Source organism: Amedibacillus sp. YH-ame6, assembly GCF_053848845.1.
Genome location: NZ_JBSPEZ010000001.1, coordinates 248,444 through 271,036, shown reverse-complemented (window position 1 = coordinate 271,036; position 22,593 = coordinate 248,444). Strand labels below are relative to the sequence as shown.

The window sequence follows — 22,593 nt, the reverse complement described above, 5'->3', positions numbered from 1 at the left end:
AAAGCATTTTTTAAAACATTAGAAGAAGGTGAAATAGTGAAATTTAAAATCTGTATAACTACATTGGTGATAGCATCTTTTGTTTTATTAGGTGCATGTAGTAAAAACACACCAGATTCTCCCGAAGAAATATCGGTTGAATATTTAACCTATATCAAAGAAAATAACCTGAAAGAAGCAAACGAATTAGTAGGAATTGAGTTTAATGAAAAAAATTATGAAAGTATGGAATCCTATAAGAAAAAAGCAATGGATTTAGTATATCAAAATATGTCGTTCGACGTAAAAAAAGAGAAGGTTGATGGCAAAACGGCAAAAGTAACAGTAGAAATAGAAAGTGTTAATTATTTATCATTATTAGATCAAGCAACCTTTGAAAGTTTATCAAAGCATGGAAATCAGGATAAAACTTTTGAAATATTTGAGAAGAGTATAAAAAATGCCGAACGAAATAAAAAGAAGGTAGAAATCAATTTTATAAAAGAGTCGGGAAAATGGAAGTTTGATGGTAGCAATTCTCTTTTACAAGCGGCCATGTTAGGATACCTAGAATAAAAATACTTTTATAATTACTTACATAAGAAATTATGTGTAGTTATGATTTGCTCCTAGCATACAAATTATATTGTTGGTTTTCATAAAACTCTGTAAAAATTGAAAGTGGGAATGTATATGTATCTTAATGCAATATTTGTTATCAATGATGTAATTTTAGAAGAATTGTATAAGGTAAATCATGCGAAAAGATTAATGTTTATTCTAGGAGATGATGGTATCGATAATTTTGCAAAACAGTTGATTGATATGGAGGATTACTATGAAACTACAAATTTGTTTTACAGCGTATTAACATCAAAAGAGTTTAATTTTTCGGAACTTCAAAGCGAAAATATGATTTGTTTATATGATGATTGTAAACATATGGGATACTGTGTGGAAAACGGTCAATTGTGGAATATATATAAGAAAATCAGCGATATGTCTGAAACTATTATTACGAAAGCTTTTAGCCTTTGTGAATTAAGCTCAGGTAAAAAGGATATGGTTTCACCTCTAGAAAAATTCAAAAGATTAGAAGAGTTGATACTTGAAGCTATTTGTCGTTCTGCGCATCTTTTATTAGTCTTTCAAAATGAAAAATAAAGAAACCTACTAATAATTGATAAAACCCTTGATTAATTAGGAAAAGGATAAAGTACTAGGCTTTGGATTTGATACGAGAATAAATCAAACAGAAGTTATAAAATATGAGGTTTAACTGGATCCAACATTTAAGACTCCTATGAAATGGTATATTAAGCAGTTATGTTTGCAGCTGAAAAAATGAGCGATGAAGGCTATTATCCTCTAATTCCTGTGCATAGTGGTATAACAAAAATATATGAATGTTGAAGATATTACGAAATTGCTTTATATACAATCAGGAAGTATAAATATGATATAGTAAGCATATTTAACTTGATATGGAAAAAAAAGGAAAAGAAAAAAAATATGAAGCAGAAAAATATGAAAAAAATAGCACTTATAGTTTTTGCAATGGTTATTGCATTTTCGCTTGCCGCTTGTGGCAGTAACGATAACAAGGATAAAAAGGACAGTAAAGATACACAGAATAACAGCGAAATAAGCGAAAATACTTCGAAGAATGAAAAAAAAGAAGATGAATATGATAAATTTAGCAAACTTAAAATAGGTATGACTGAAGACGAAGTAAATGCTATTTTAGGTGAACCAGTAAAAGTGGACAAAGCATATTATTATTATGATTTAATGGTAAATGGAAGTAATGTAGAGTTACAGGTATGGATTGATACAGGAAATGGTTTAGTTAGCTATATTAGTGGGGATTTTTCTAGAGATGAGTGCAGAGCACGATTTGCTGATAGCGCAACTGATCTTTCAACTGTTGAAAATTTAGAGAGCGGTCAAATAAATTCTTATGAAGACTGCGTAAGCGCTTTTAAGACCTCTGGTTATTTGACAAACATAAGTGATAGTGGTAAAAAGAGTTATCTTTGGGTTGATGCTAATGGAGGATATTTGAGGGTTTCTTTTAAAGCTGATGGAAGTGTAAGATCATATAGCGGTGTTTGCTAGTTACATTTGAGTTTAAGAAAATTTACGAAAACTAAGGTATTAAACTCAATAAGATCAATTCAACTGGTGTTTGTTTAGTGAGGGATGGATCAATAGTTTTGTTGCTAATGTGAGATACACATAATCTGTATTAATACGGAATGAAGCGACTTACATGGAAAGTGCAGAAATCGATATATGCAATTTATACCTATCCATGGAGGTGCATATACATAAACTAATGATTATTGCAGTGATGAGCCGTATTGTTTTGAAAAGGAAATCTAAACTAAAACAGGCGATAGATTATAAAAAAATAGTATATCTTGTGATTGAAGCAATATAACTTTGCAGTTGTGGTGCCAATGAGCTGAGCCATGGAATTTGATAAAATCAGGATGTACACTGCATCAGAAGTTAAAATAAATTATATTAAAAGGAGTAACTTGTTCTTAAAAAAATAATGAAAATTTGAAAATAGGTTTCACTTGCGCGGAATGATATAAGTTCTTATGAAAATATGTCAATGAAAATGAAATTATGAATTGTATAAATTATGTAGATTGATATCGTATTTATGAAGAAGCTTTATTGAAGAAATAAATAAGTTTCAAGCAATTATATGAGATTACGTATATTCCTAAAACAAAATGATAATAGAAAATAGTACTTCACCAAAATAATCAATTATATATGTGTAATGCGTGTATTTGGCAATAATCCCCTGTAAAAGAACATGTCTTGTATGAAATTAATAAAATTCTGTGTTTGATTTATCAAAAAATACGTAGCTGTTAATAAGATGTTGATAGAACTGTTTTTTAGCCAGGGTAATAGAAAAGTTTTAAAAAAGGCATGAAGGAAACAGGCGGTTTTCAGATTGAGTACTGTCTATAAACGTATCATTTTTCTGTTTACGAAGAAGATTTTTGTCCTATCAGTGATAGTTTCATATAGGAATTGTTTGCGCAAAATTGTGGAGTATTATACTCTCAACATCATCTAAATAGTAAAAAAACAGATGCTTTAAGTTTCGTCATCCAACTGTATATATTATGAAGAACACGCTATCTAATAGGTGTTATCACCATAATAGAAGGATGAAAATCAATAGATTTTGAGCATAATAATGGAGGTTTGTTTGTTGTTATTGTAGTGATAATAAGGATTGTATCATCTCTATTATGGAACAAGATTTGTAGAATCTCTTGATAAGGGAGAGGTAATGCATAAAATGTAAAATTATTGATAGAAGGGTAGCGGAGCATTTTACTCCATTCGCTTTGTAACTACCTATTCATTGGAGGGAGTTTTTATGAAAATATCATTTTCTAGAAAGTGCAATATATTTTTGTTGGGGTTAGTGACTATTTTTTCGACCATAATCACACCATTACAGATTAAGGCATTGGAAAACAAACCATTTGAGTACTTGATACGTAGTCAATTAAATGATAATAAACAATCATCAACAATTACTATAGAATTGCAAAATAACGAAAAAATCGATTATCAAAGTGTGAATTATGAAGAAAAGGAATTATTACTTTCACATTCTTCGACAGTGTCAACAACCTCTATGGCAATTCATAAAAATGGAACATATCTATTTTATGTTAATTATACTATCGATGGAGAATTGCAAGAAGAAGAAATAGTATATAAGGAAGAAAACATCATTGAAAACGGAACAGAATCTGATTCAATAGAAACAGATAAGGTGAATGGTGAAATAACAAGTAAAGTAAGTCAAGAAGATGTACTGGAATCGAATGAAATAGATTTAGAACCAAAAGCATCTGGAAAAGTAGTGGGTATAAGTTCCAACGGTATTATTGCTACAGATCAAAAATGGTTTATTTTTGGCGAAGCGAACACCATAACAGGCTATTTAAAAGATGGAGCTCCTAGTGATATTGTTATACCAGAGTATTACGAAAATGATAAAGGTGTACAAACTCCCATATTGTATATCGCGGATAATGCGTTTTCAGGACTAGAAATCAATTCCATTGTATTGAATTCAAATCTTGAAACTATCGGATCCGATAGTTTTGCGAATACAAAGATTACAGATCTAAGCATTCCAGAAAGTGTAACAACGATATCAAAAAATACTTTATCTTTTACAAACCTAGTTTCATTAACAATAGGAGCAAATGTTCCTCAAGATATATATCTTCCGAATACATTAACGAATGTAGTTTTGAAAGATACAGTAACACAACCAATAAGCTTTAAAGGATTGACAAATTTAGTCAATGTGACATTAAGTAATCATCTACCAACAATTATATCCTCAATGTTTAAAGGTTGCGCTTCGTTACAAAGTATCCGCATACCTAGCAGCGTTACGGATATTGGTGATGCATTTGACGGATGTGCTTCACTTCGCGAGGTTATCATTGATGCGAATAATATAGCCATACCAGCAAAAGAGTTTTATGATAACCCGGCTTTAGAAATTGTAACCATCAATGGAACTCTAACTTCTATTGGAGAATCCGCGTTTGAAAAATGTAAAAATTTAACAACCTTAAATATGCAAAAAGGAGTTGGTATTGTAGAGAAAAAAGCTTTTGCATTATGTGGAAGGTTACAAGGAGCTATTTTTAAAGAAGGAACTACCTCCATTCATAACACAGCATTTTTAGAATGTAATGGGCTTAGGGAGTTAGCAATACCGTCAACTATTGGAAAAATTGAAGACTATAAATTTAAAGGTTTAACGGGGTTACAAAAGGTAACTTTAGCAGAGGGTATCAATGAAATTGGGAAAGAAGCATTTGCTCAATGTAGTTCAATCATTAGTTTGAACATTCCAGAATCGATTACATCGATTGGGGATAGTGCATTTGAATCATGTAGAAATTTGAAAGATATTACACTATCGTCTACATTGAACTTAACAAAAATTGGAAGCAAATCATTTTATGAGTGCGGATCATTAACAGAAATAGTAATACCAGATTCAGTTACTAGCATTGGACAGAGTGCATTTGCGGAGTGCAGTGGGATGAAAAAGCTTACTTTATCATCAAAGATGCAAGTTATCAGTGTTAATTTATTTGAAAATTGTACGAGCTTAGAGAGCATTTTATTTAAAGAAGGACTACAAACAATTTCAAATGAAGCATTCAAAGGATGTACTAAGCTAAATAATGTCGTATTTCCTAATTCTTTAAATGAAATAAAAGAGTCAGCATTCAAGGACTGTATAGGGTTAGAGAAGCTTTCACTTAATGAAAATCTTCAAAAGATTGGCGATTTCGCTTTTAGTGGAAACACTTCCTTGAAATCGCTTGCTTTGAACAAAGAGTTATATCAGTTGGGTGTAAACGCTTTTGAAAAATGTAGTAGCTTAGTTACGTTAACAATCGGCGAAAATCTAACAACCATAGGTAGTAAAGCATTCTTAGCTTGTTCAAGTCTTGAAACATTGAATATTCCAGCAACAGTTATTACCATTGAAAATAGTGCATTTGCCAATTGTGTGAAGTTAGTAAACATAACTCTCAATGAGGGAGTTATGATAATTGGCGATTTTGTATTCAGTGGAATTACTGCTGAGGAAATCACTGTTCCAGGGACTGTTATTTCAATCGGCGATTCCGCATTTAAATCTTCAACCATTAAAAATATTTATTTACCTAACACACCAGTAAGCGGTGTGACTGGTGCACCTTGGGGTGCGTATTTCGCAACTGTATCCTGGGAAGGTGGCGTTGTCATAGATTCTTGCTTCTATTTTGAAAAAAATGATACAGGTTATACAGTTAGCGCAATGAAAGATGAAATGCACGAAGGTTGTGAATATTACAACGATCATAGAAATCTAATTATACCTGAAATATGGCAAGGGGAACCAGTTACCAAAATTGGCGATAACGCTTTTACAGGCACCTATATAGAAGGTATCACGATTCCCGATACCGTTATAGCTATCGGTAATTATAGTTTTAGCAGGTGTCCTAATTTGTATTATATTGAAATTCCAAAGAGTGTTATTACCATAGGGAATTATTGCTTTTTTGATAGCAGTAATTTGAGTTCCATCAAATTTTCAGAAGGGCTAGAAACTATTGGTGAATATGCTTTTGCTTCCTCATTTTTTGATTATAGTAATAGTTTAATAAGCATAACATTGCCTTCTTCCCTTAAAACAATTGGAAACCATGCTTTTGAGTATTGTGGGAACTTAGAAAGAGTTACGCTTAAGGAAGGACTAGAGAAAATCGGAGACTATGCATTTTCTTACTCAGATATTTACGAGTTGACGATACCAAGTTCAGTTTCATACCTAGGTGATTATGCTTTTAGCCATTGTGAATACTTAGACATGGTTAAGCTTAATGAAGGATTAAAAAGAATTTCAAGTGAGTGCTTTAGTCATTGCACTCGATTAAGCCAGATTACAATACCTGCATCAGTTGAGATTATTGAGGAATGGGCGTTTTACAACTGTAATTCATTAGAAATAGTTACACTTACAGAGACATCTAACAATCATGGAAATCTTAAAACTATAGAGGATTTAGCATTTGACGAGTGTGTCAAACTACGTTCTATAAATTTATTGGAAGGATTGGAAACTATAGGGAAAGCGGCATTTAAAGGACATACATTAGAAAATATCACTATTCCTTCTACTATTAAAAACATTGACTTTATGGCTTTTGAAAGTGCGAGCGATGTAAACAATCTTATATTTGCAGAAGGTCTAGAGAGTATCAACACGGAGGGAGAAGTTTTTAATGGTTGTAGTTTTGAAACTGTTTATATTCCGGTCTCAATGAAAACTATAAGTTCTATTTTACAAAATGTAGTTATAAAGACGCTTGTAATTCCAGAGGGCGTTGAAAATATAGCACCGAAAACTTTTAATAACTCATCTGTTGTATTTACAAAAATTCCAGGAACAATTAAAGATATCTCAAATTTAAAAGGTGGAAACTACAAGAAAATAATTATTGATGAAGGTGTTCAAATAATAGGTTTTGAGACGTTTTACAAAAATGACTATATTGAAGAAGTAAGCATACCACTTTCTTTATCATTGTTAGATGGTTATGCTTTTGTAGGTTGTTTGAATTTAAAAACAGTCACCTTGGCTGAAGGGATAACTGATCTTGGTGATGGGACTTTTCTGGCATGCTCTTCATTATCAGAAATAAAATTACCAGATTCATTAACGAAAATAAGTGTTGACACTTTTGCTAGTTGTCGAAGTTTAACAAAAATAAACATAGAGAATATAATTGAGTTTAAATCTAGTGCTTTTGAGGGGTGTAAGAGCTTAGTTGATGTAAAACTAAATCCCGATACAACGGTATTGGAAGATAGTGTCTTTGAAAATTGCGCAAGTTTAAAAGAAATCACAATACCTAATACTATTGATGTTTTATCAAGTAGTCTGTTTCGTGATTGTGTTAGTTTGGAAACGGTTCTTTTGCCAACGATAACTAGTATAGAGTATAGCGCATTTGAGAACTGTCAAAGCCTAGAAACGATACAACTAACGGAAGGATTGGAAAGTATAGGAAATAGAGCGTTTAAGGATTGCATCAAACTAAAGAGTGTAGCAATGCCGGATTCACTTATAGAAATTGACGATTCTGCTTTTAAAAATTGTATAAGGTTTACGAAAATAGAATTACCGAGCAAAATCACGAAATTAAACAATTCTGTGTTTGAGGACTGTAGTTCATTAGAGAGTGTCTCTGTTCCAAGTGGTGTAACTGAGTTTGGCAATTCGACATTCAAAAACTGCGTGAAATTTAATAAGGCAGATATTCCTTATGGAGTCACTAAAATTGGTTCTTCAACTTTTGAAGGATGCACTTCATTAACTTCCATGCCATTGCCTAATTCAGTAAAAACAATAGGAAATTTGGCATTTAAGGGATGTAACACATTGGTTTCTATCACACTATCGAGTTCATTAACGGATCTAGGATCTTCGGCGTTAGAAGGATGTACTTCATTAGCCGCTATTGAATTGCCTAACTCATTAGAAAAAATAGGGGATTCTGCTTTTAAAGATTGCCATTTAATTGATTATATCAAGTTGACAGATAAATTAACGGAAATCGGAAATGAGGCTTTTTCTAACACGAAAATAAAAACATTGAGTATGCCTCTTTCATTACAAAAGCTTTCATCAACTAGTCTATCTAACATGTCCGAACTAAAGGCTGTTTATATTGACTTACTAAGGATCAATTGCCCTTATGCATCAAATGAGCCGTTTGGAACTGTATTTAAGAATGTACATTACAAAGGAGACTTTGCAGAGTTCTCCTATACAGTAGAACCAATCTCAAATTCTCACAACCGAAGGATTAACTATCAATTTGATGCTGGATTAAATACAGGCTTATTACTTGATGTCACAAAACCTGACGGAACAAAAATATTGGGTATTAGCGCAAGAAGTTATAAGAATCATTATGTCGCAGACATGCCTGGTACTTATGAGTTTAGCGCACGAACGACGACAAATGATGAATTCCCGTATGTTGCGTTTGTTGAAGATGATATGGGTGAAGTAGATATTAGTTCGGAAAATTTTACAATTAACAAAGAACTGTTAAAGAATGCTACACTTTTAGATTTATATACATATGCTGATGTAAAAGCAGTTGATCGAGATACGAAGGAGTCTCTAGTGAATACGCTTGAGGCGAATAAGACGCTAGATATAATAAAGAAGGCACTCGTAAACGGTGGAGATGTTAGCGAAGTTAAAGTCAAAGCGACATCTACAATGAATAAATCTAATAGCACGACTTTTAGAATTACGTTAACTGATGAGATTTTATATAAAGTTGATTTTCAGGTAAAGAATGATCAAGGAACAGACATAGATAAGATCATCGAAACTAGATTGATCAAGAATAATGGAATATTAGTTGAACCATCGTTAATTGAAAATGATGATTACATTATAAAATCATGGTATACAGATGAAAGTTTTACGAATGATAAGAAATGGGATTTTACAAGCGGTAAAGTTACAAGTGATATGGTTTTATATGCAAATTATATACAAAAGACTTATGGAATTGACTATGTTACAGGAAAAGAATCATCTGGAATAAGTGTTGCGCCTAAGAATAACTTCACATGGAGCAGCAAGAATTTATTACCTGTAAATGTAGGCACAATTCCGGGATACATGATATCTCATTGGAAGTACAACGATGTATTGGTAACGAATGATACGCTTTATAGTGAATTATCTACCAATAGAAATAACCATTCAAGGATAACATTGAAAGCGGTCTGGAAACCGTTGAAAAACTACAAAGTTCAATATGAACTAGATGGTGGAAATATGATGAATAATGCACCTGATGTTATTGACAATATGGCGTATAATGAAGAGGTTTCATTACCTCAGGCAGAAAAGGCGCACTATAAATTCAAAGGATGGACGTATGCTGATACTAGAGTATCTGAAGGTACCACATATAAAGATTTAGCCAAGGATGAAAATAAAGATAGTTTAGTCTTATATGCCATTTGGGAATCAGAAGGATATGAAGTTCGCTTTGAATATAAAGGAAGTGTACCTCAACAACAGCCACCAGCAACCGTGATAAAGAAGTATCAAGAGACAGTAGAAGAACCAAGTATAGTAAGTTCATGTGGATATATATTCAAAGGATGGTATGAAGATGAAGGATGTACGAAGGAATATGATTTTAAATCCAAAGTCGATCATACGATGACGCTGTATGGAAAGTGGGAGTTAGAGAAATATGAAGTAGTATTCCATAGTAATGGTGGATCATCAGTGGAAAGCGTAAAAGAAGTAGAGTATAAAACAAAAGTAATGGAACCATCAAAACCGAAGAAGAAAGGTTATGAATTTGAAGGGTGGTATAGAGATGAAAGCTTGAAGAATGCATGGGATTTCAACAACGCAGTAGAAGGAAACATGGATCTCTATGCAAAATGGAAACTTCAAGAGTATAAGATTGGATTCGAACTGGATGGAGGGGTAAATCATCCAACCAATCCAAGTATGTACACAATCAAGAGTGCTGATATCACATTAGGAAGTCCAACGAAAAAAGGACACAAGTTCATTGGATGGAAATGGGATGGACAAGAAGCACCACAGGAAAATGTAACCTTGAAGAAGGGAAGCACAGGTGATATTGTCTATACAGCAGTTTGGCAGAAGAATAAGTATGAAGTAACCTTTGATAGTCAAGGAGGAAGTACAATAGAGGCTCAGAAAGTTGAATATCTTGAAAAAGTACAAAAGCCAGATAATCCGACAAGAAAAGGTCATGCATTTAAAGGGTGGTACCTTGAGAAAGAATGCATTACCTATTATGATTTTGGATCGAAAGTTGATTATACGATGACATTGTATGGAAAGTGGGAAAAGAAAGCAGAGAGTATATACCCAATTGATCCATCTGACCCGAGTCCTCCAGAAACTTCTAATCAGGAGGGAATAGAAAAAGATATTCTTACTGGAGATACAAATAAACTAATGATATGGACATCATTAGCAATTACATGTTTCAGTGCAGTTCTTATTTTGTTTTCGAAAAAATGCAAGTTAATGAAAAAAAGATAGCAAGTAATAGCAATATGTAAAGTGAAAAATTCGAGACCTAGTATATATATGAAACTGGGGCTCGAATTTATTTGAAATAGCAAATTGTCTGTTTGCTTGTATAAAAAGTCTTAGATAGCGATGAGATTTTACCCTTTTTCTTTTCTAAATCTGATTATAGTCGCATTTGGAGAATGCTCAATTCTTTTTCTATTCAAATCTATTAAAAAAAGCAGAATAGAATATATAAGATTATAAAGATATCTGTTCACAATGATGGACAAGTGTAGTTTCATGATGAACATTTTGTATAAAAACACATAAGATAATCATAATAAGGGAGTGATTTATGAATAAAATTTGTATTATCCCCCTAGATAAGGTAAAATTACAGTGTATTATATTTTGAGAGGAGTTTTATTTTTATGGCAAATGGATTCAGAAATGCGGATGAATTCAAAATCGAATTTAAGAAAAGAATCATTCAACACTACGGTCGTTCTATTGAACAGGCTCACATAACAGAAAAATATATGATTTTAGGAGAGATGGTTCGTGATCACGCAAGTGAGAACTGGAATCAAAGCAAAGATGTAGTAGCAAAAAAACAAGAGAAACAAATGTATTATTTTTCCATGGAATTTTTAATGGGAAGATTACTTACCAATAACCTTATGAATTTAGGGATTTATGATATTGTAAAAGAAGGACTTGCGGATCTAGATATCGATATCAATGCATTAGAGGATTTAGAGAGTGATGCAGGACTTGGAAATGGTGGTTTAGGAAGACTAGCTGCTTGTTTCTTAGATTCTTTAGCGTCTATGAATTATTCAGGAAATGGAAACTGTATTCGATATGAATATGGTTTATTTAAGCAGAAGATTGTAAACAACGAACAAGTGGAAGTACCTGATCAATGGCTTTCTTTAGGAAATGTTTGGGAAGTTCGTAAACCAAAACATTCCGTTGAAGTTAAATTTGGTGGACATGTAGATATGTGGATGGGAGAAGATGGGAAAGCTATCGTAAACCATATTCCAAGTTTAGTTGTTAAGGCAGTACCATATGACATGCCTATCGTTGGACAGAATACAAAAAATACCAATACGCTTCGTTTATGGAGTGCTGAGGTTGCGGATGATGCATGTGATGCGTCTAGTTTAAATGAATATGTAAATGAAGTACGTGAAATATGTCGTAATGTATATCCTGATGATTCTACAGAACACGGAAAGAAGTTAAGATTGAAACAACAGTACTTCTTTGTAGCAGCAGGATTGAATAACATTATTGATTCTCACATGCGTACGTATGGTACGTTACAAAACTTCGCAGAAAAAACAGCAATTCAATTAAATGATACACATCCAGTGTTGTGCATTCCTGAGTTGATGCGTATATTCTTAGATGAATATCGTTTTGATTGGGATGAAGCTTGGGGAATTGTAAAGAAAACAATGGCATATACAAACCATACAGTATTGAGTGAAGCCCTTGAAAAATGGCCTGTTCAATATGTACAAGAATTGTTGCCTCGTATCTATATGATTATCGAAGAAATTGATCATAGATTCAAATTCCGTGCATCTCATGAGTTAGGTAGACCGGATTTGATGAGTGAATGTTGTGTCTTAAAAGATGGACAAGTGCATATGGCAAACCTTGCGATTATTGGTTCTCATAGTGTAAATGGAGTTGCGGCTCTTCATACACAGATTTTAAAAGAAGACGTTATGAAAAACTTCTATGCTTTATATCCAGAGAAGTTTAACAATAAGACAAATGGTATTACACACCGTAGATGGTTGTTGTATTCTAACCCAGAATTAACAAGCTTGTTAGAGAAATATATCGGTCCAGATTTCAAAGCTGAACCAAATAAATTATTGGATTTAATGAGTCATGTAGACGATGCGACAATTCAACAAGAATTCATGAAAGTGAAATTGCAACGTAAACAAATTTTGGCGGACTATATTAAGAAAACATTAAACATTGAAGTGGATGTAAATTCTATTTTTGATGTACAAGCCAAACGTTTGCATGCATATAAACGTCAATTATTAAACGTTATGCACATTATGGATTTATATTTCAAAATGAAGGAAGATGCGAATTTCCGTATTCATCCAAGAACCTTTATTTTTGCGGCGAAGGCAGCGCCTTCTTACACATTCGCAAAAGAAGTTATTAAGTTGATTCATTGCGTTGCGCAAAAGGTGAATAATGATCCAGAAATCGCACCATATATGAAAGTTGTATTTATACCAAACTATGGTGTAAGTATCGCAGAAATTTTAATGAATGCAGCAGATGTATCAGAACAAATTTCAACTGCTGGTAAAGAAGCTAGTGGTACTGGAAATATGAAGTTTATGATGAATGGAGCAATTACACTTGGTACTATGGATGGTGCTAATGTGGAAATCGTCGAAAAAGTTGGTTTCAATAATGCGGAAATCTTCGGTTTACGTGCGGATGATGTAAGTTTAATTCGTCATGAGAATTCTTACGATGTTTGGCGTAAATATAATGAGAATCAAAGTGTCAAACGTATCATTGATGCGTTAAGAGATGGTACATTCTCAGATAACGCAAAAGACTTCAAATTGATTTATAACGAAGTTATGTTTAAAAATGATGAGTACTTATTGTTGGCGGACTATGATGCATATGCACATGCGCAACAAAACATTGACTATCGTTACCAAGACAAGGCGAATTGGGCGAAGAGTTGCTTAGTGAATATTGCACAATCTGCATTCTTTTCAAGTGATCGTACAATCAAACAATACGCAGAAGAAATCTGGAATATCACACCAGTAGAATTTAAATAGTAAGTGAGGTTCGTATGCAAATACGGACTTTTTTTATATCTATTAATACCACGTGCTATGCGCGTGGTCAGACTTTAAGTGAAAGAAGGGTATCTAAAAATATAAAAAACACCACCATGTTATAATTCAGTAGGTTTGGCGACCACAGAAAATAACAGGAGGTGCAGTCTATGAAAGACACAGAAACATTATCACATACAAGCTACGTTTGTAAATATCACATCGTGATATTACCGAAATATAGGCGAATGGTAATTTACACCAGACTACGAAAAGATATAGGAGAGATTATCCGAAAGTTGTGTGAAAGAAAACCAGGAGTAGAGCTACTAGAAGCGGAAGCATGTCCAGATCATATTCATATGCTAATCACTATTCCACCAAAATATTCTGTATCAGAATTTATGGGGTATTTAAAGAGCAAGTCAACATTAATGATATTTGATCGACATGCGAATTTAAAGTATAAATATGGAAACCGTAAATTCTGGGCAAAGGGGTATTACTGTGTGACAGTAGGTCATAACGAAAAGCGAGTACGGGAGTACATACAGAATCAGATGGTAGAAGATAAATTAGCGGATCAAATTAGCATGAAAGAATTTATAGACCCATTTACGGGAGAAACAGTAAAGAAGTAGGAGACAACAAAAAAGCCCCTTTGAGGGGCAGTCAGTGAAAATGCTGTGGTTGTCAAATCTTCAATGGACCATTATGGTCCACACAGCAAAATGCCCTTATAGGGCAGGTTCATACCACGTCTTCTAGGCGTGGTTATGATTTAATAGGAAAGGAAAGGGGATGAGTATCCATATGAGTGCAAGTTATGTAATTGCGCGAAGAGGGATGGGATATAAAGATACAGTAAAATAAGAAGATTATGATGTAACCATATTGTGATGATGATTACTAGAAGATAATCACATTGCGATATGGATGAAATTACATAATGATCAAAAAAGTCCATTATGAGGAGAATAGCGTACCACTTCGTATGTGTAAGTATAGGAAGAAGGCTATTCATAATCATAATGGATAATGAGGGAGCAAGAAATCCACTCATGTTGGAAGATGCAAATCTTTTCAATGATTCATTTATGAATCACTTTCTTGTGATATAATGATACCAAGATTTAGCATACATCTTCTTCATGTGAATTTAGAATATAAGGTGTAAAAGGTAAGAAAATAGGGTTTTATGCGTGTTTGCAACTCAAATTTGACAAAGTGCATTCGTTTGTATACAGAATTTAACAATAGATTTTGATACCATATAGTCAAGTAAAGAAAGAAGAGGATAAGTCTTATGAAATTTCATGAAAAACTATATAAGTTAAGAAAAGAAAAAGGAATGTCACAAGAGGCATTGTCACAGCAATTGCACACTTCACGTCAAGCAGTTAGCAAATGGGAGAGTGGTCAAGGATTTCCAGATACTGAGAAGTTACTCATGTTGGGGAATATTTTTGAAGTCTCTATGGATTATTTATTAAAAGATAACGATGAACAAACAGAGAGTTCTATGAATGGTTATTATGTAAGTAAAGAAATGGCATATGCATTTATGGATAACGAAAAACGTTTGAATGGGTTGATATCGTATGGTGCTGGATTCGTAATTTTATCAGGAGTTCCATATGTGATTTTTCAAAATCAAGAAAATCTAAGAATTATTTCCATGGCAGTCTTAATCGCGATTGGCGTGGCAATACTTATTATGGGTGCGCTAAAAGATGTACAAAAGTACAAGGTATTTCGTAGAGAAGTATTGTTGTTTGATGCACAGTTCTTAAAAGAACTTACAATTGAATACAATCAACATCATCGCAAATTGATTGTGTTGGCTTTCTTTGGCACCATGTTGTTAGTAATAGGGTTTATACCTATTGTTATGGTAGTGAGGGATTATATTCAAATGGATGTTCTTGGTCCTTGGTATGCATTATCCTTCTTATTGATTGCGATAGGTTTTATATGTTTTGTTGTGGCGATTTCATCCATTGAAACATACCAATTGCTTGTGAAGAATAGTGAGCATACCAATCGTTTATTTGTTAAATTAAGATGGAAGATTAGGAATTATTTAGAACATTTGTAGTTTGTTTAATAAATTGGTATGTGCATGATTAGAAAATAGTCGGAAAGTTGAGTATGCTTATGTTATACTCATATTTTTCGACTATTTCTATTGATTTTAAGACTATTGATACAAAAAAAGGGAATCTTATCGAAAAAAAATATACAAAATGCAAAATTTGTTGCATAAACATATAAAATACACGCATGAATAAGCGAAACATCATAAAATTTGGTATAATAGTAACAAGGTGGTTAGATTATGAGACAAAGAGAATATTATGAAGCATATTTAGACGATTATCATAAAATTATCGTTTATATGTCAAAATTAAGTTACGATGGAGCAAGTAACCGTTTTTATTTGCGCGATGATGTAGGGAATATTATGGAATTAAGTATTCAATCGATTGAAACGACTCCAAACAATTACAATAAGTACACATTAAAATTACGTTCCGATATTGTTATGGGAAATGAATATGAAGTTGTACATCAACATGCGCGGGCTACAATATTGCAATATAGTGGTATTGTGAAAACTGCTCTTTTTGATGAAACATATTATTATGATGGAAATGATTTAGGGTATACTTACAATCATTCATCCACCAGTTTTGCACTTTGGGCACCAACTGCATTCCGTGTAAAATTAGAAGTGTTGAAAAATGGTGTAGTTAAGACATATGAAATGATAAGAAGTGAACAAGGTGTATTTCGATTTGAAGTGAAGGAAGACTTAGAACATGCGACCTATGTATATCATGTAAGAGTGAATGGAAAATGGGAAGAAAGTATTGATCCTTATGGAATAGCCTCTACAGAAAATACCAAGCGTTCCGCGATTGTTGATCTACGAAAGATTCGTGTAAAAGATGCGACTTTACCTGCTATGAAGAGTGTATGCGATGCAATCATCTATGAAGCAAGTGTACGCGATTTTACAATGCAAAGAGGATGTGGAGTTAGTCAAAGAGGAAAGTTTCAAGGGTTTGTGGAAGAGAATGAAGATACGATTGAAAAACAAACAGGTTTTACATATTTAAAATCACTTGGGATAACACATGTACAATTGATGCCTGTATTGGATTTTGGTAGTGTGGATGAAATTTATCCGAAGTTACATTATAACTGGGGGTATGACCCTGTACAATATCGTACGTTCGAAGGAAGCTTTAGTAGTGATCCTTTTCATCCGTATGATCGAATATTTGAATTTGTTGGACTTGTGGAACAATGTCATAAAGCGGGCATACGTGTGAACTTAGATGTTGTGTTTAATCATGTATATGATAAAGAAACGTCTTCTTTTGAGAAGGTTGTGCCAAATTATTATTTCCAAATGAATGAACATGGAGATTTTTCAAATGGAACATTCTGTGGAAATGATATGGATTCCAAGAGGAAGATGTGCTCTAAGTTTATTGTGGATACTTGTGTCTTTTTGACAAAGACGTATCACATTGATGGAATGCGTTTTGATTTGATGGGTATTCTAGATATTGATACCATGAATGCTGTTGTGCGTGAATGTAGAAATAACAATCCTGATTTTATGGTGTATGGAGAAGGATGGAATATGCCAAGTTTTCTGGATAGTGATGAGCGAGCAAGTATTGATAATCAAGCAAGGATGCCTCAAGTAGGACATTTCTCTGATCGTTTTCGTGATGTGGTGAAAGGGCGTACGGCTACAAATGAAGCCAGTGTGAAGGGATATTGTTCTGGGGATACCTATTTATTGGATATCATGAAAAACGTCCTGAGCGCAAGTTGTACGTATGAGGGTATGGGACCAATGTTCTCCCATCCAAGAAATGCGATTAATTATGTAGAATGTCATGATAATATGACATCTTGGGATAAATTGAAGGAGTGTTGTAAAGAAACTAGTAAAGAGGAACGTATACAAATACAAAAGATGTTAAATGCGGCCTGTTTACTAGCACAGGGTGTTCCATTTCTTCACTGTGGACAAGAATTCTCTAGAACAAAACATGGAAAAGCAAATACCTATGAAGATAGTGATGAAATTAATCATGTAGATTATGAACGTCGTAACCAATACCAAAGTATCGTAGAAGCGACGAAGGATTTAATTGCGATTCGTAAGAAGTATGCTTGTTTGCGTTATGAGACAAAAGATGAAGTAGAACAATATGTAAGTTTTGAAGATATCAATCGTGTTGTTTTACTATATCATATCCAAGATGAAACACATGATATGCTGATTTGTTTCAATCCAAGCCAACAAAAGTATTTTTATGATTTACACAAACCGTATACCTTGTTGTACAATAATGGAGGTAGTGAAGATATCCTTATGGATAAAGTGGAACTACAGCCTTATAGTGTAATGATTTTGCATAGATATCAATAGCTAAGCGTTGTATTGGGATGTAAGGTTATAGTACGTATAATTAGTGTTGTTTGACATTCAAACAGAAATTGTTATAATGATACAGGATAATTTGTGTATAGTTATGCAAATTACGTGTAAAATGTTACATATAGCATATTAGGAAAAGGAGCGAATCTTATGAAAATCGCAGTGGTCACAGATAGTGGTAGTGGTTTCACAAAACAAGAAGCACTCGACAAAGGAATTTACTTTTTACCTTTACAGATTATTATAAACGATAACATGTATTTAGACGGTGTTAATATTACCGTTGAAGAAATATACGAATCTTTACGCAATGGCGCTATGCCAACAACTTCTATGCCTCCAATGGGGCTTATGGAAGAATTGTTTATGCAACTTAAGAAAGATGGCTATGATGAAGTAATCGCAGTTACATTAACTTCTGGATTATCATCTACAGCATCTATTATGCAGGCAACAGCAAAACAATGTGAATTACCAATTCATATGGTAGAATGTTATTCTACATGTAACATAGAAGCTTACTTAGTAACATGTGCAAAAGCACTTGTTGATCAAGGATTGGAAGCAACAGAAATCGTAGCTCGTCTTGAAGAGAGTGTTGCCTCTAGTAATACATTGATTGTGCCAGATGATCTACAACATTTAAAACGCGGTGGTCGTTTAACGCCTTTAGCTGCGGCATTAGGTGGACTATTAAAAATCAAACCAATCTTACAATTGAATAAAACAAGTGAAGGTAAGGTAGATGTGTTTGATAAAGTACGTACGATGTCAAAAGCACAACAAAAAGCAATTGATACATTTGTATCTGCAGGATTAAATGATGATTATATGTTAACTGTTCTTCATAGTGGAGCGCCAATCGAAGGGCAAAAGCTAAAAGAACAAATGGAAGATACATTCCCAGGATTACATATGACATTCGGTTTAATTGGGGCAGTTATCTCTGCACATACAGGATTAGGTTGCCTAGGAATTCAATATATTCGTAAAGTAAAAGGTGCATAAAATCAAAGATATCGGCGCAAGCTGATGTCTTTTTTTTGGAAAATAAGGTATAATAAAAAAATGGGAGGAATTCATTATGAAAATTGCTTTTGTGACAGATAGCGGTACTGGAAAAACCGTAGAAGAAATGAAACAGGCAGGCATCTTTAGTGTTCCATTACAAGTAAGCTATGACCATAAAAACTATCAAGATTTAGAAGAATTAAGTCTAGATAAAATATATCAATTGATGCAAGAAGGGAAGATGTTATCAACATCACTTCCATCCCTTGGTATGATTGAGGAATTGTTTACAAAATTAAAAGAAGATGGCTATGAGATGATCTTTGCTGTACCAATTTGTACAGGATTAAGTGGTACGATCAATGCGATGAAACTAAGTGCAGAGACGATTGATATTCCATTTGAATATGTGGATTGTCATGTAACTGCAATGGTGCAGGAGTATATGATTCGTTTAGCTAAGAAACTACATGAAGAGGGGAGAAATCTTTCCCAAATCAAAGAAGTATTAGAAAGAGTAGTAGAATCTACGAATACTTTGTTGTTGCCAAATGATTTACAACATCTAAAAAGAGGAGGGCGTTTAACTCCACTAGCGGCAACTCTTGGTGGTCTCTTAAAAATAAAACCTATTTTGAAAGTAAACAAAGAAACAAATGGAAAAATAGATGTTGTGGATAAGGTGCGTACGATGCATAAAGCAATGGATACAGTCATCGAAATCATGAAGAAACAACATGTGGATGAAACCTACTCTATTACAATTGCACATGCGGATGATGAAAAAGGTGCCAATGTCTATAGGGAAAAAGTGAAAGCAGCTTTTCCAAATGCAAAACATGATATCATAAAATTAGTCAGCGTTGTTGGAGTGCATACTGGTAGAGGTTGCCAAGCTATTCAATTCTTTAAAATGATCACTGAATAAATTACAATAAAGCGTAAACCTATTTTCAATCAGTGAATAGGATTGCGCTTTTCTAATGAAAAAGATATGGAAATAAGGCTCTACTTTCCATGTCTATGTCTATTTTGGTTGCTCTTTTCCTGTGGTTGGTCTTTGCTTTCATCCGACCTGTTTTGACAGTTGGATGGTACTGCGGACGCATCATATGTTTCTAAAATCGTATACAACTGAGCCATTGACATAGCTGTTAGATCTTCAAGACTATAATTAGAATCATAGCTTTGTATCATTTCAATAACACGATATTTTCCAAAGGATGTGTGATGCCTATTTGCTTCTTCATGTGTTTGTTCACCAACCTGAGCGCAGTGATAATTGTCTTTACTTAAGTTGGATTGCAAATAGGTTTGTACTAAATTTTCTAATTTCGTCGCATCATTGTTTTTGCTGTATACACCAACTTCTAAGATACCATCTTTTAAATAGACATCATATGAAGGATTGGTTAATAATAAACGAACTGCATCTTCTAGAGATTTATTCTTCAAATCGATACGATCTATAATCTTTTGTGCATCTTGATTGTATGCTTTTACTTGAATCACTTGATATGTTGTATCTAGCTGGAATTCAAGACTTGGGTTAATATCAAATGAAACAAAAGCGACTGCTTCTTTTGTATTAGGTTCCTGATTCAAGTGTGGAATGAAAAAGGAAAACATACAAATAAGAACTACAACAGCGCTCGCGAGAATGGATTTGGTGTATCTTGGAGTAGTATGTCGTTGATGATTGAGCACATATTGTAGAGTGCTTTTTTTTGTTTCTTCACTACAATGTAGTTGATTTAAATCTTTGAGTTTATTATGCAAAATCATCACCTCCCAGCATTCCTTTTAATTGTTCTCTAGATCGACGAAGCCAAGTTTGGATCGTGTTGTCTTTTCGCTTTAAAATCTTTGCTATTTCTGATGTGTTGTAACCTTCATAATAGTATAGATAGATAACGGATTTATAAGGATTCTTAAGTTTGAGCACAGATTGTAACACTTCAGGATGTTGTGCATCGGGTAATGTATGGTTACAATAATCAAAGAGTTCCATTTCGTTATGTAAGGATACATTCTTTCGAAACCATACACGTAGGTTATCTTTACATGCATTGATACTGATACGTATGAGCCATGCTTTTTCATGTTCACGGCTTTCGAAGGAAGATGCATTTGCATATTTTAAGAAGACATTTTGAAAAACATCATCCACATCACATTGCTGTTTCATATGAATAAAGCATATTTTTTTTACCATGTCTCCATATTGTTCTATTGCAAATCGCAATTCTTCTTCACTTCTCATAGTTCCCTCATTCCTATAAGTATATTATAAAGCATAATTCTTTTATTGAAATCTTAAATTACTAACTACGATTCCCGTGATGTTTACCATTTGCATGTTGCCTAGTTGAACCATCACAATTTGGTGTTCCTGCTCCTTGGTTTCTTCTGGCATGAGTACCATCGCAATTTTCGTGATTTTGTGTACAAAGAGCAGTATGCAATCCATCGCAGTTTTCGTGTCCTTGTGGACATAGCGTGCTATGTTGACCATCACAGTTTTCATGTCCTTGTGGACAATAGATGGTAGGTTGTACTGGTGTTGTTTCTTCTACAACTGTGGGTTTTATTTCATTTGTAGTAGTTGTATTTAAAGATTTAACGATGCTAGCAATATTGGATAATTGCCTTGCAGGAATTGTTGATTCTGCCTGAATGTTAAGTGTACCTCCTAATAAAATAGCACCAGTTCCTAAAAGTGATAATGTCGATGTAATAAATATTTTATTCTTCTTTTTCATGTTAATTCCTCCTGTTTTCACTATATATACGTTTGCGACTTGTAAAGCCGTTCAAAAAAAGAAAAAACTCAAAAATTTTTGAGTTTTCTAAGTATTATTTGAATTGTGACGTATCAACCAAACAAACACAGTTTGTATGAAGCCATAGCATAGAAGCTGGAACTTGTGTTGTGATAGTTCCACTCATAAAGTCTTTATAGGCATCTTCTTTTGATGAACCACTTACGAGAATAAGCACTTGTTTGGACTTAAAGATACCGTCCATTCCAATCGTCATTCCACTTTCCACATGCTCTCCTTTGATCATATCATGTGTTTTCGTTTTTGAGTTAAGCATAACTTGATGGCAACCAAGAGTTAACTGTTGACTAGGTTCGTTTAATCCCAAATGGGCATTCATACCTAATCCCAAAATCATGACATCGATAGGATGTTCTTTTAAATAGGTTTCTACTTTTATTAGTTCTTGTGTTACATCCACTGCATTGGATGTAAACTCTATTAGGCATTTGGGTTTCATATAGAGTTTGTCTAATAGGTGCTGTTTGATAAAGGTATGGCAAGTAGAAGGATGATCTGGTTCTAATCCATACCATTCATCTAATTTAACAAATGTAACATTAGATAGATCAATGCGTTGTTCATTGATCTTGTGTACCAGAAGTTCGTACATCCTTTTGGGTGTACTACCAGTAGCTAGACATATCACTGCATCGTTCTTCTTTTGGATGGTATCTAGTAATAGGTCACATCCTTGTATTGACATTTGTTCATAGGTGTTGCTATGTATAATCTGCATAGTATGTTCCTCTTTCTAGTGATAAAAGAAGGCAGCATCGTCCATATGCATTGCCTTCTTTCTGT

At 33.6% G+C, this 22,593-nt stretch carries 14 protein-coding genes; 10 read left to right on the top strand and 4 right to left on the bottom strand.

The window, feature by feature from the left end; all coding sequences use genetic code 11:
• The first annotated feature begins 36 nt into the window (after positions 1-36).
• The 10 genes from ACWG0P_RS01340 to ACWG0P_RS01295 all read left to right on the top strand — a co-directional run bounded on the left by ACWG0P_RS01340 (position 37) and on the right by ACWG0P_RS01295 (position 19,895).
• Complete coding sequence (locus ACWG0P_RS01340) at positions 37-555, top strand: hypothetical protein (protein WP_455800134.1); 519 nt, start codon at positions 37-39, stop codon at positions 553-555.
• A 117-nt stretch (positions 556-672) separates the two neighbouring features.
• Entirely contained in the window at positions 673-1,143 is a 471-nt protein-coding gene (locus ACWG0P_RS01335; protein WP_455800133.1) for a hypothetical protein, read from the top strand.
• 348 nt (positions 1,144-1,491) lie between these two features.
• Positions 1,492-2,097, top strand: a complete 606-nt coding sequence (locus tag ACWG0P_RS01330; RefSeq protein ID WP_455800132.1) for a hypothetical protein — start codon at positions 1,492-1,494, stop codon at positions 2,095-2,097.
• Between the two features lie 1,294 nt (positions 2,098-3,391).
• A complete protein-coding gene (locus ACWG0P_RS01325) occupies positions 3,392-10,672 on the top strand; it encodes a leucine-rich repeat protein (RefSeq protein ID WP_455800131.1) in 7,281 nt (2,426 codons plus the stop codon).
• Positions 10,673-11,076: 404 nt separating this feature from the next.
• Positions 11,077-13,491 carry a glycogen/starch/alpha-glucan phosphorylase gene (locus tag ACWG0P_RS01320; protein WP_455800130.1) on the top strand — a complete coding sequence of 805 codons (2,415 nt, stop codon included), beginning with the start codon at positions 11,077-11,079 and terminating at the stop codon, positions 13,489-13,491.
• A 170-nt stretch (positions 13,492-13,661) separates the two neighbouring features.
• Entirely contained in the window at positions 13,662-14,132 is a 471-nt protein-coding gene (gene tnpA / locus ACWG0P_RS01315; protein ID WP_455800129.1) for an IS200/IS605 family transposase, read from the top strand.
• Positions 14,133-14,797: 665 nt separating this feature from the next.
• Positions 14,798-15,589, top strand: a complete 792-nt coding sequence (locus ACWG0P_RS01310; protein WP_455800128.1) for a helix-turn-helix domain-containing protein — start codon at positions 14,798-14,800, stop codon at positions 15,587-15,589.
• 240 nt (positions 15,590-15,829) lie between these two features.
• Positions 15,830-17,947, top strand: a complete 2,118-nt coding sequence (gene pulA, locus ACWG0P_RS01305) for a type I pullulanase (protein WP_455800127.1) — start codon at positions 15,830-15,832, stop codon at positions 17,945-17,947.
• Between the two features lie 159 nt (positions 17,948-18,106).
• Entirely contained in the window at positions 18,107-18,964 is an 858-nt protein-coding gene (locus ACWG0P_RS01300) for a DegV family protein (protein WP_455800126.1), read from the top strand.
• Positions 18,965-19,040: 76 nt separating this feature from the next.
• Positions 19,041-19,895 (top strand): DegV family protein, encoded by an 855-nt coding sequence (locus tag ACWG0P_RS01295; RefSeq protein WP_455800125.1) that lies wholly within the window; start codon positions 19,041-19,043, stop codon positions 19,893-19,895.
• An 80-nt stretch (positions 19,896-19,975) separates the two neighbouring features.
• Here ACWG0P_RS01295 and ACWG0P_RS01290 read toward each other — a convergent pair whose 3' ends face one another.
• From ACWG0P_RS01290 to ACWG0P_RS01275, 4 genes are all read right to left on the bottom strand, one after another.
• Entirely contained in the window at positions 19,976-20,746 is a 771-nt protein-coding gene (locus ACWG0P_RS01290; RefSeq protein WP_455800124.1) for an anti-sigma-I factor RsgI family protein, read from the bottom strand.
• Positions 20,739-21,230, bottom strand: coding sequence for a sigma-70 family RNA polymerase sigma factor (locus tag ACWG0P_RS01285; protein ID WP_455800123.1), 492 nt, complete (start codon positions 21,228-21,230; stop codon positions 20,739-20,741). The genes ACWG0P_RS01290 and ACWG0P_RS01285 overlap by 8 nt, the downstream gene beginning before the upstream one ends.
• Positions 21,231-21,291: 61 nt before the next feature.
• Entirely contained in the window at positions 21,292-21,729 is a 438-nt protein-coding gene (locus ACWG0P_RS01280) for a hypothetical protein (protein WP_455800122.1), read from the bottom strand.
• Between the two features lie 94 nt (positions 21,730-21,823).
• A complete protein-coding gene (locus ACWG0P_RS01275) occupies positions 21,824-22,528 on the bottom strand; it encodes a 6-phosphogluconolactonase (RefSeq protein WP_455800121.1) in 705 nt (234 codons plus the stop codon).
• Positions 22,529-22,593: the final 65 nt, after the last annotated feature.

What these genes read in the sequence shown, in the direction of transcription:
- ACWG0P_RS01335 (WP_455800133.1), top strand. Translation starts at nt 673, where the DNA reads ATGTATCTTAATGCAATATTTGTTATCAATGATGTAATTTTAGAAGAA.
- ACWG0P_RS01330 (WP_455800132.1), top strand. Translation starts at nt 1,492, where the DNA reads ATGAAGCAGAAAAATATGAAAAAAATAGCACTTATAGTTTTTGCAATG.
- ACWG0P_RS01325 (WP_455800131.1), top strand. Translation starts at nt 3,392, where the DNA reads ATGAAAATATCATTTTCTAGAAAGTGCAATATATTTTTGTTGGGGTTA.
- ACWG0P_RS01320 (WP_455800130.1), top strand. Translation starts at nt 11,077, where the DNA reads ATGGCAAATGGATTCAGAAATGCGGATGAATTCAAAATCGAATTTAAG.
- tnpA (WP_455800129.1), top strand. Translation starts at nt 13,662, where the DNA reads ATGAAAGACACAGAAACATTATCACATACAAGCTACGTTTGTAAATAT.
- ACWG0P_RS01310 (WP_455800128.1), top strand. Translation starts at nt 14,798, where the DNA reads ATGAAATTTCATGAAAAACTATATAAGTTAAGAAAAGAAAAAGGAATG.
- pulA (WP_455800127.1), top strand. Translation starts at nt 15,830, where the DNA reads ATGAGACAAAGAGAATATTATGAAGCATATTTAGACGATTATCATAAA.
- ACWG0P_RS01300 (WP_455800126.1), top strand. Translation starts at nt 18,107, where the DNA reads ATGAAAATCGCAGTGGTCACAGATAGTGGTAGTGGTTTCACAAAACAA.
- ACWG0P_RS01295 (WP_455800125.1), top strand. Translation starts at nt 19,041, where the DNA reads ATGAAAATTGCTTTTGTGACAGATAGCGGTACTGGAAAAACCGTAGAA.
- ACWG0P_RS01285 (WP_455800123.1), bottom strand. Translation starts at nt 21,230, where the DNA reads ATGAGAAGTGAAGAAGAATTGCGATTTGCAATAGAACAATATGGAGAC.
- ACWG0P_RS01280 (WP_455800122.1), bottom strand. Translation starts at nt 21,729, where the DNA reads ATGAAAAAGAAGAATAAAATATTTATTACATCGACATTATCACTTTTA.
- ACWG0P_RS01275 (WP_455800121.1), bottom strand. Translation starts at nt 22,528, where the DNA reads ATGCAGATTATACATAGCAACACCTATGAACAAATGTCAATACAAGGA.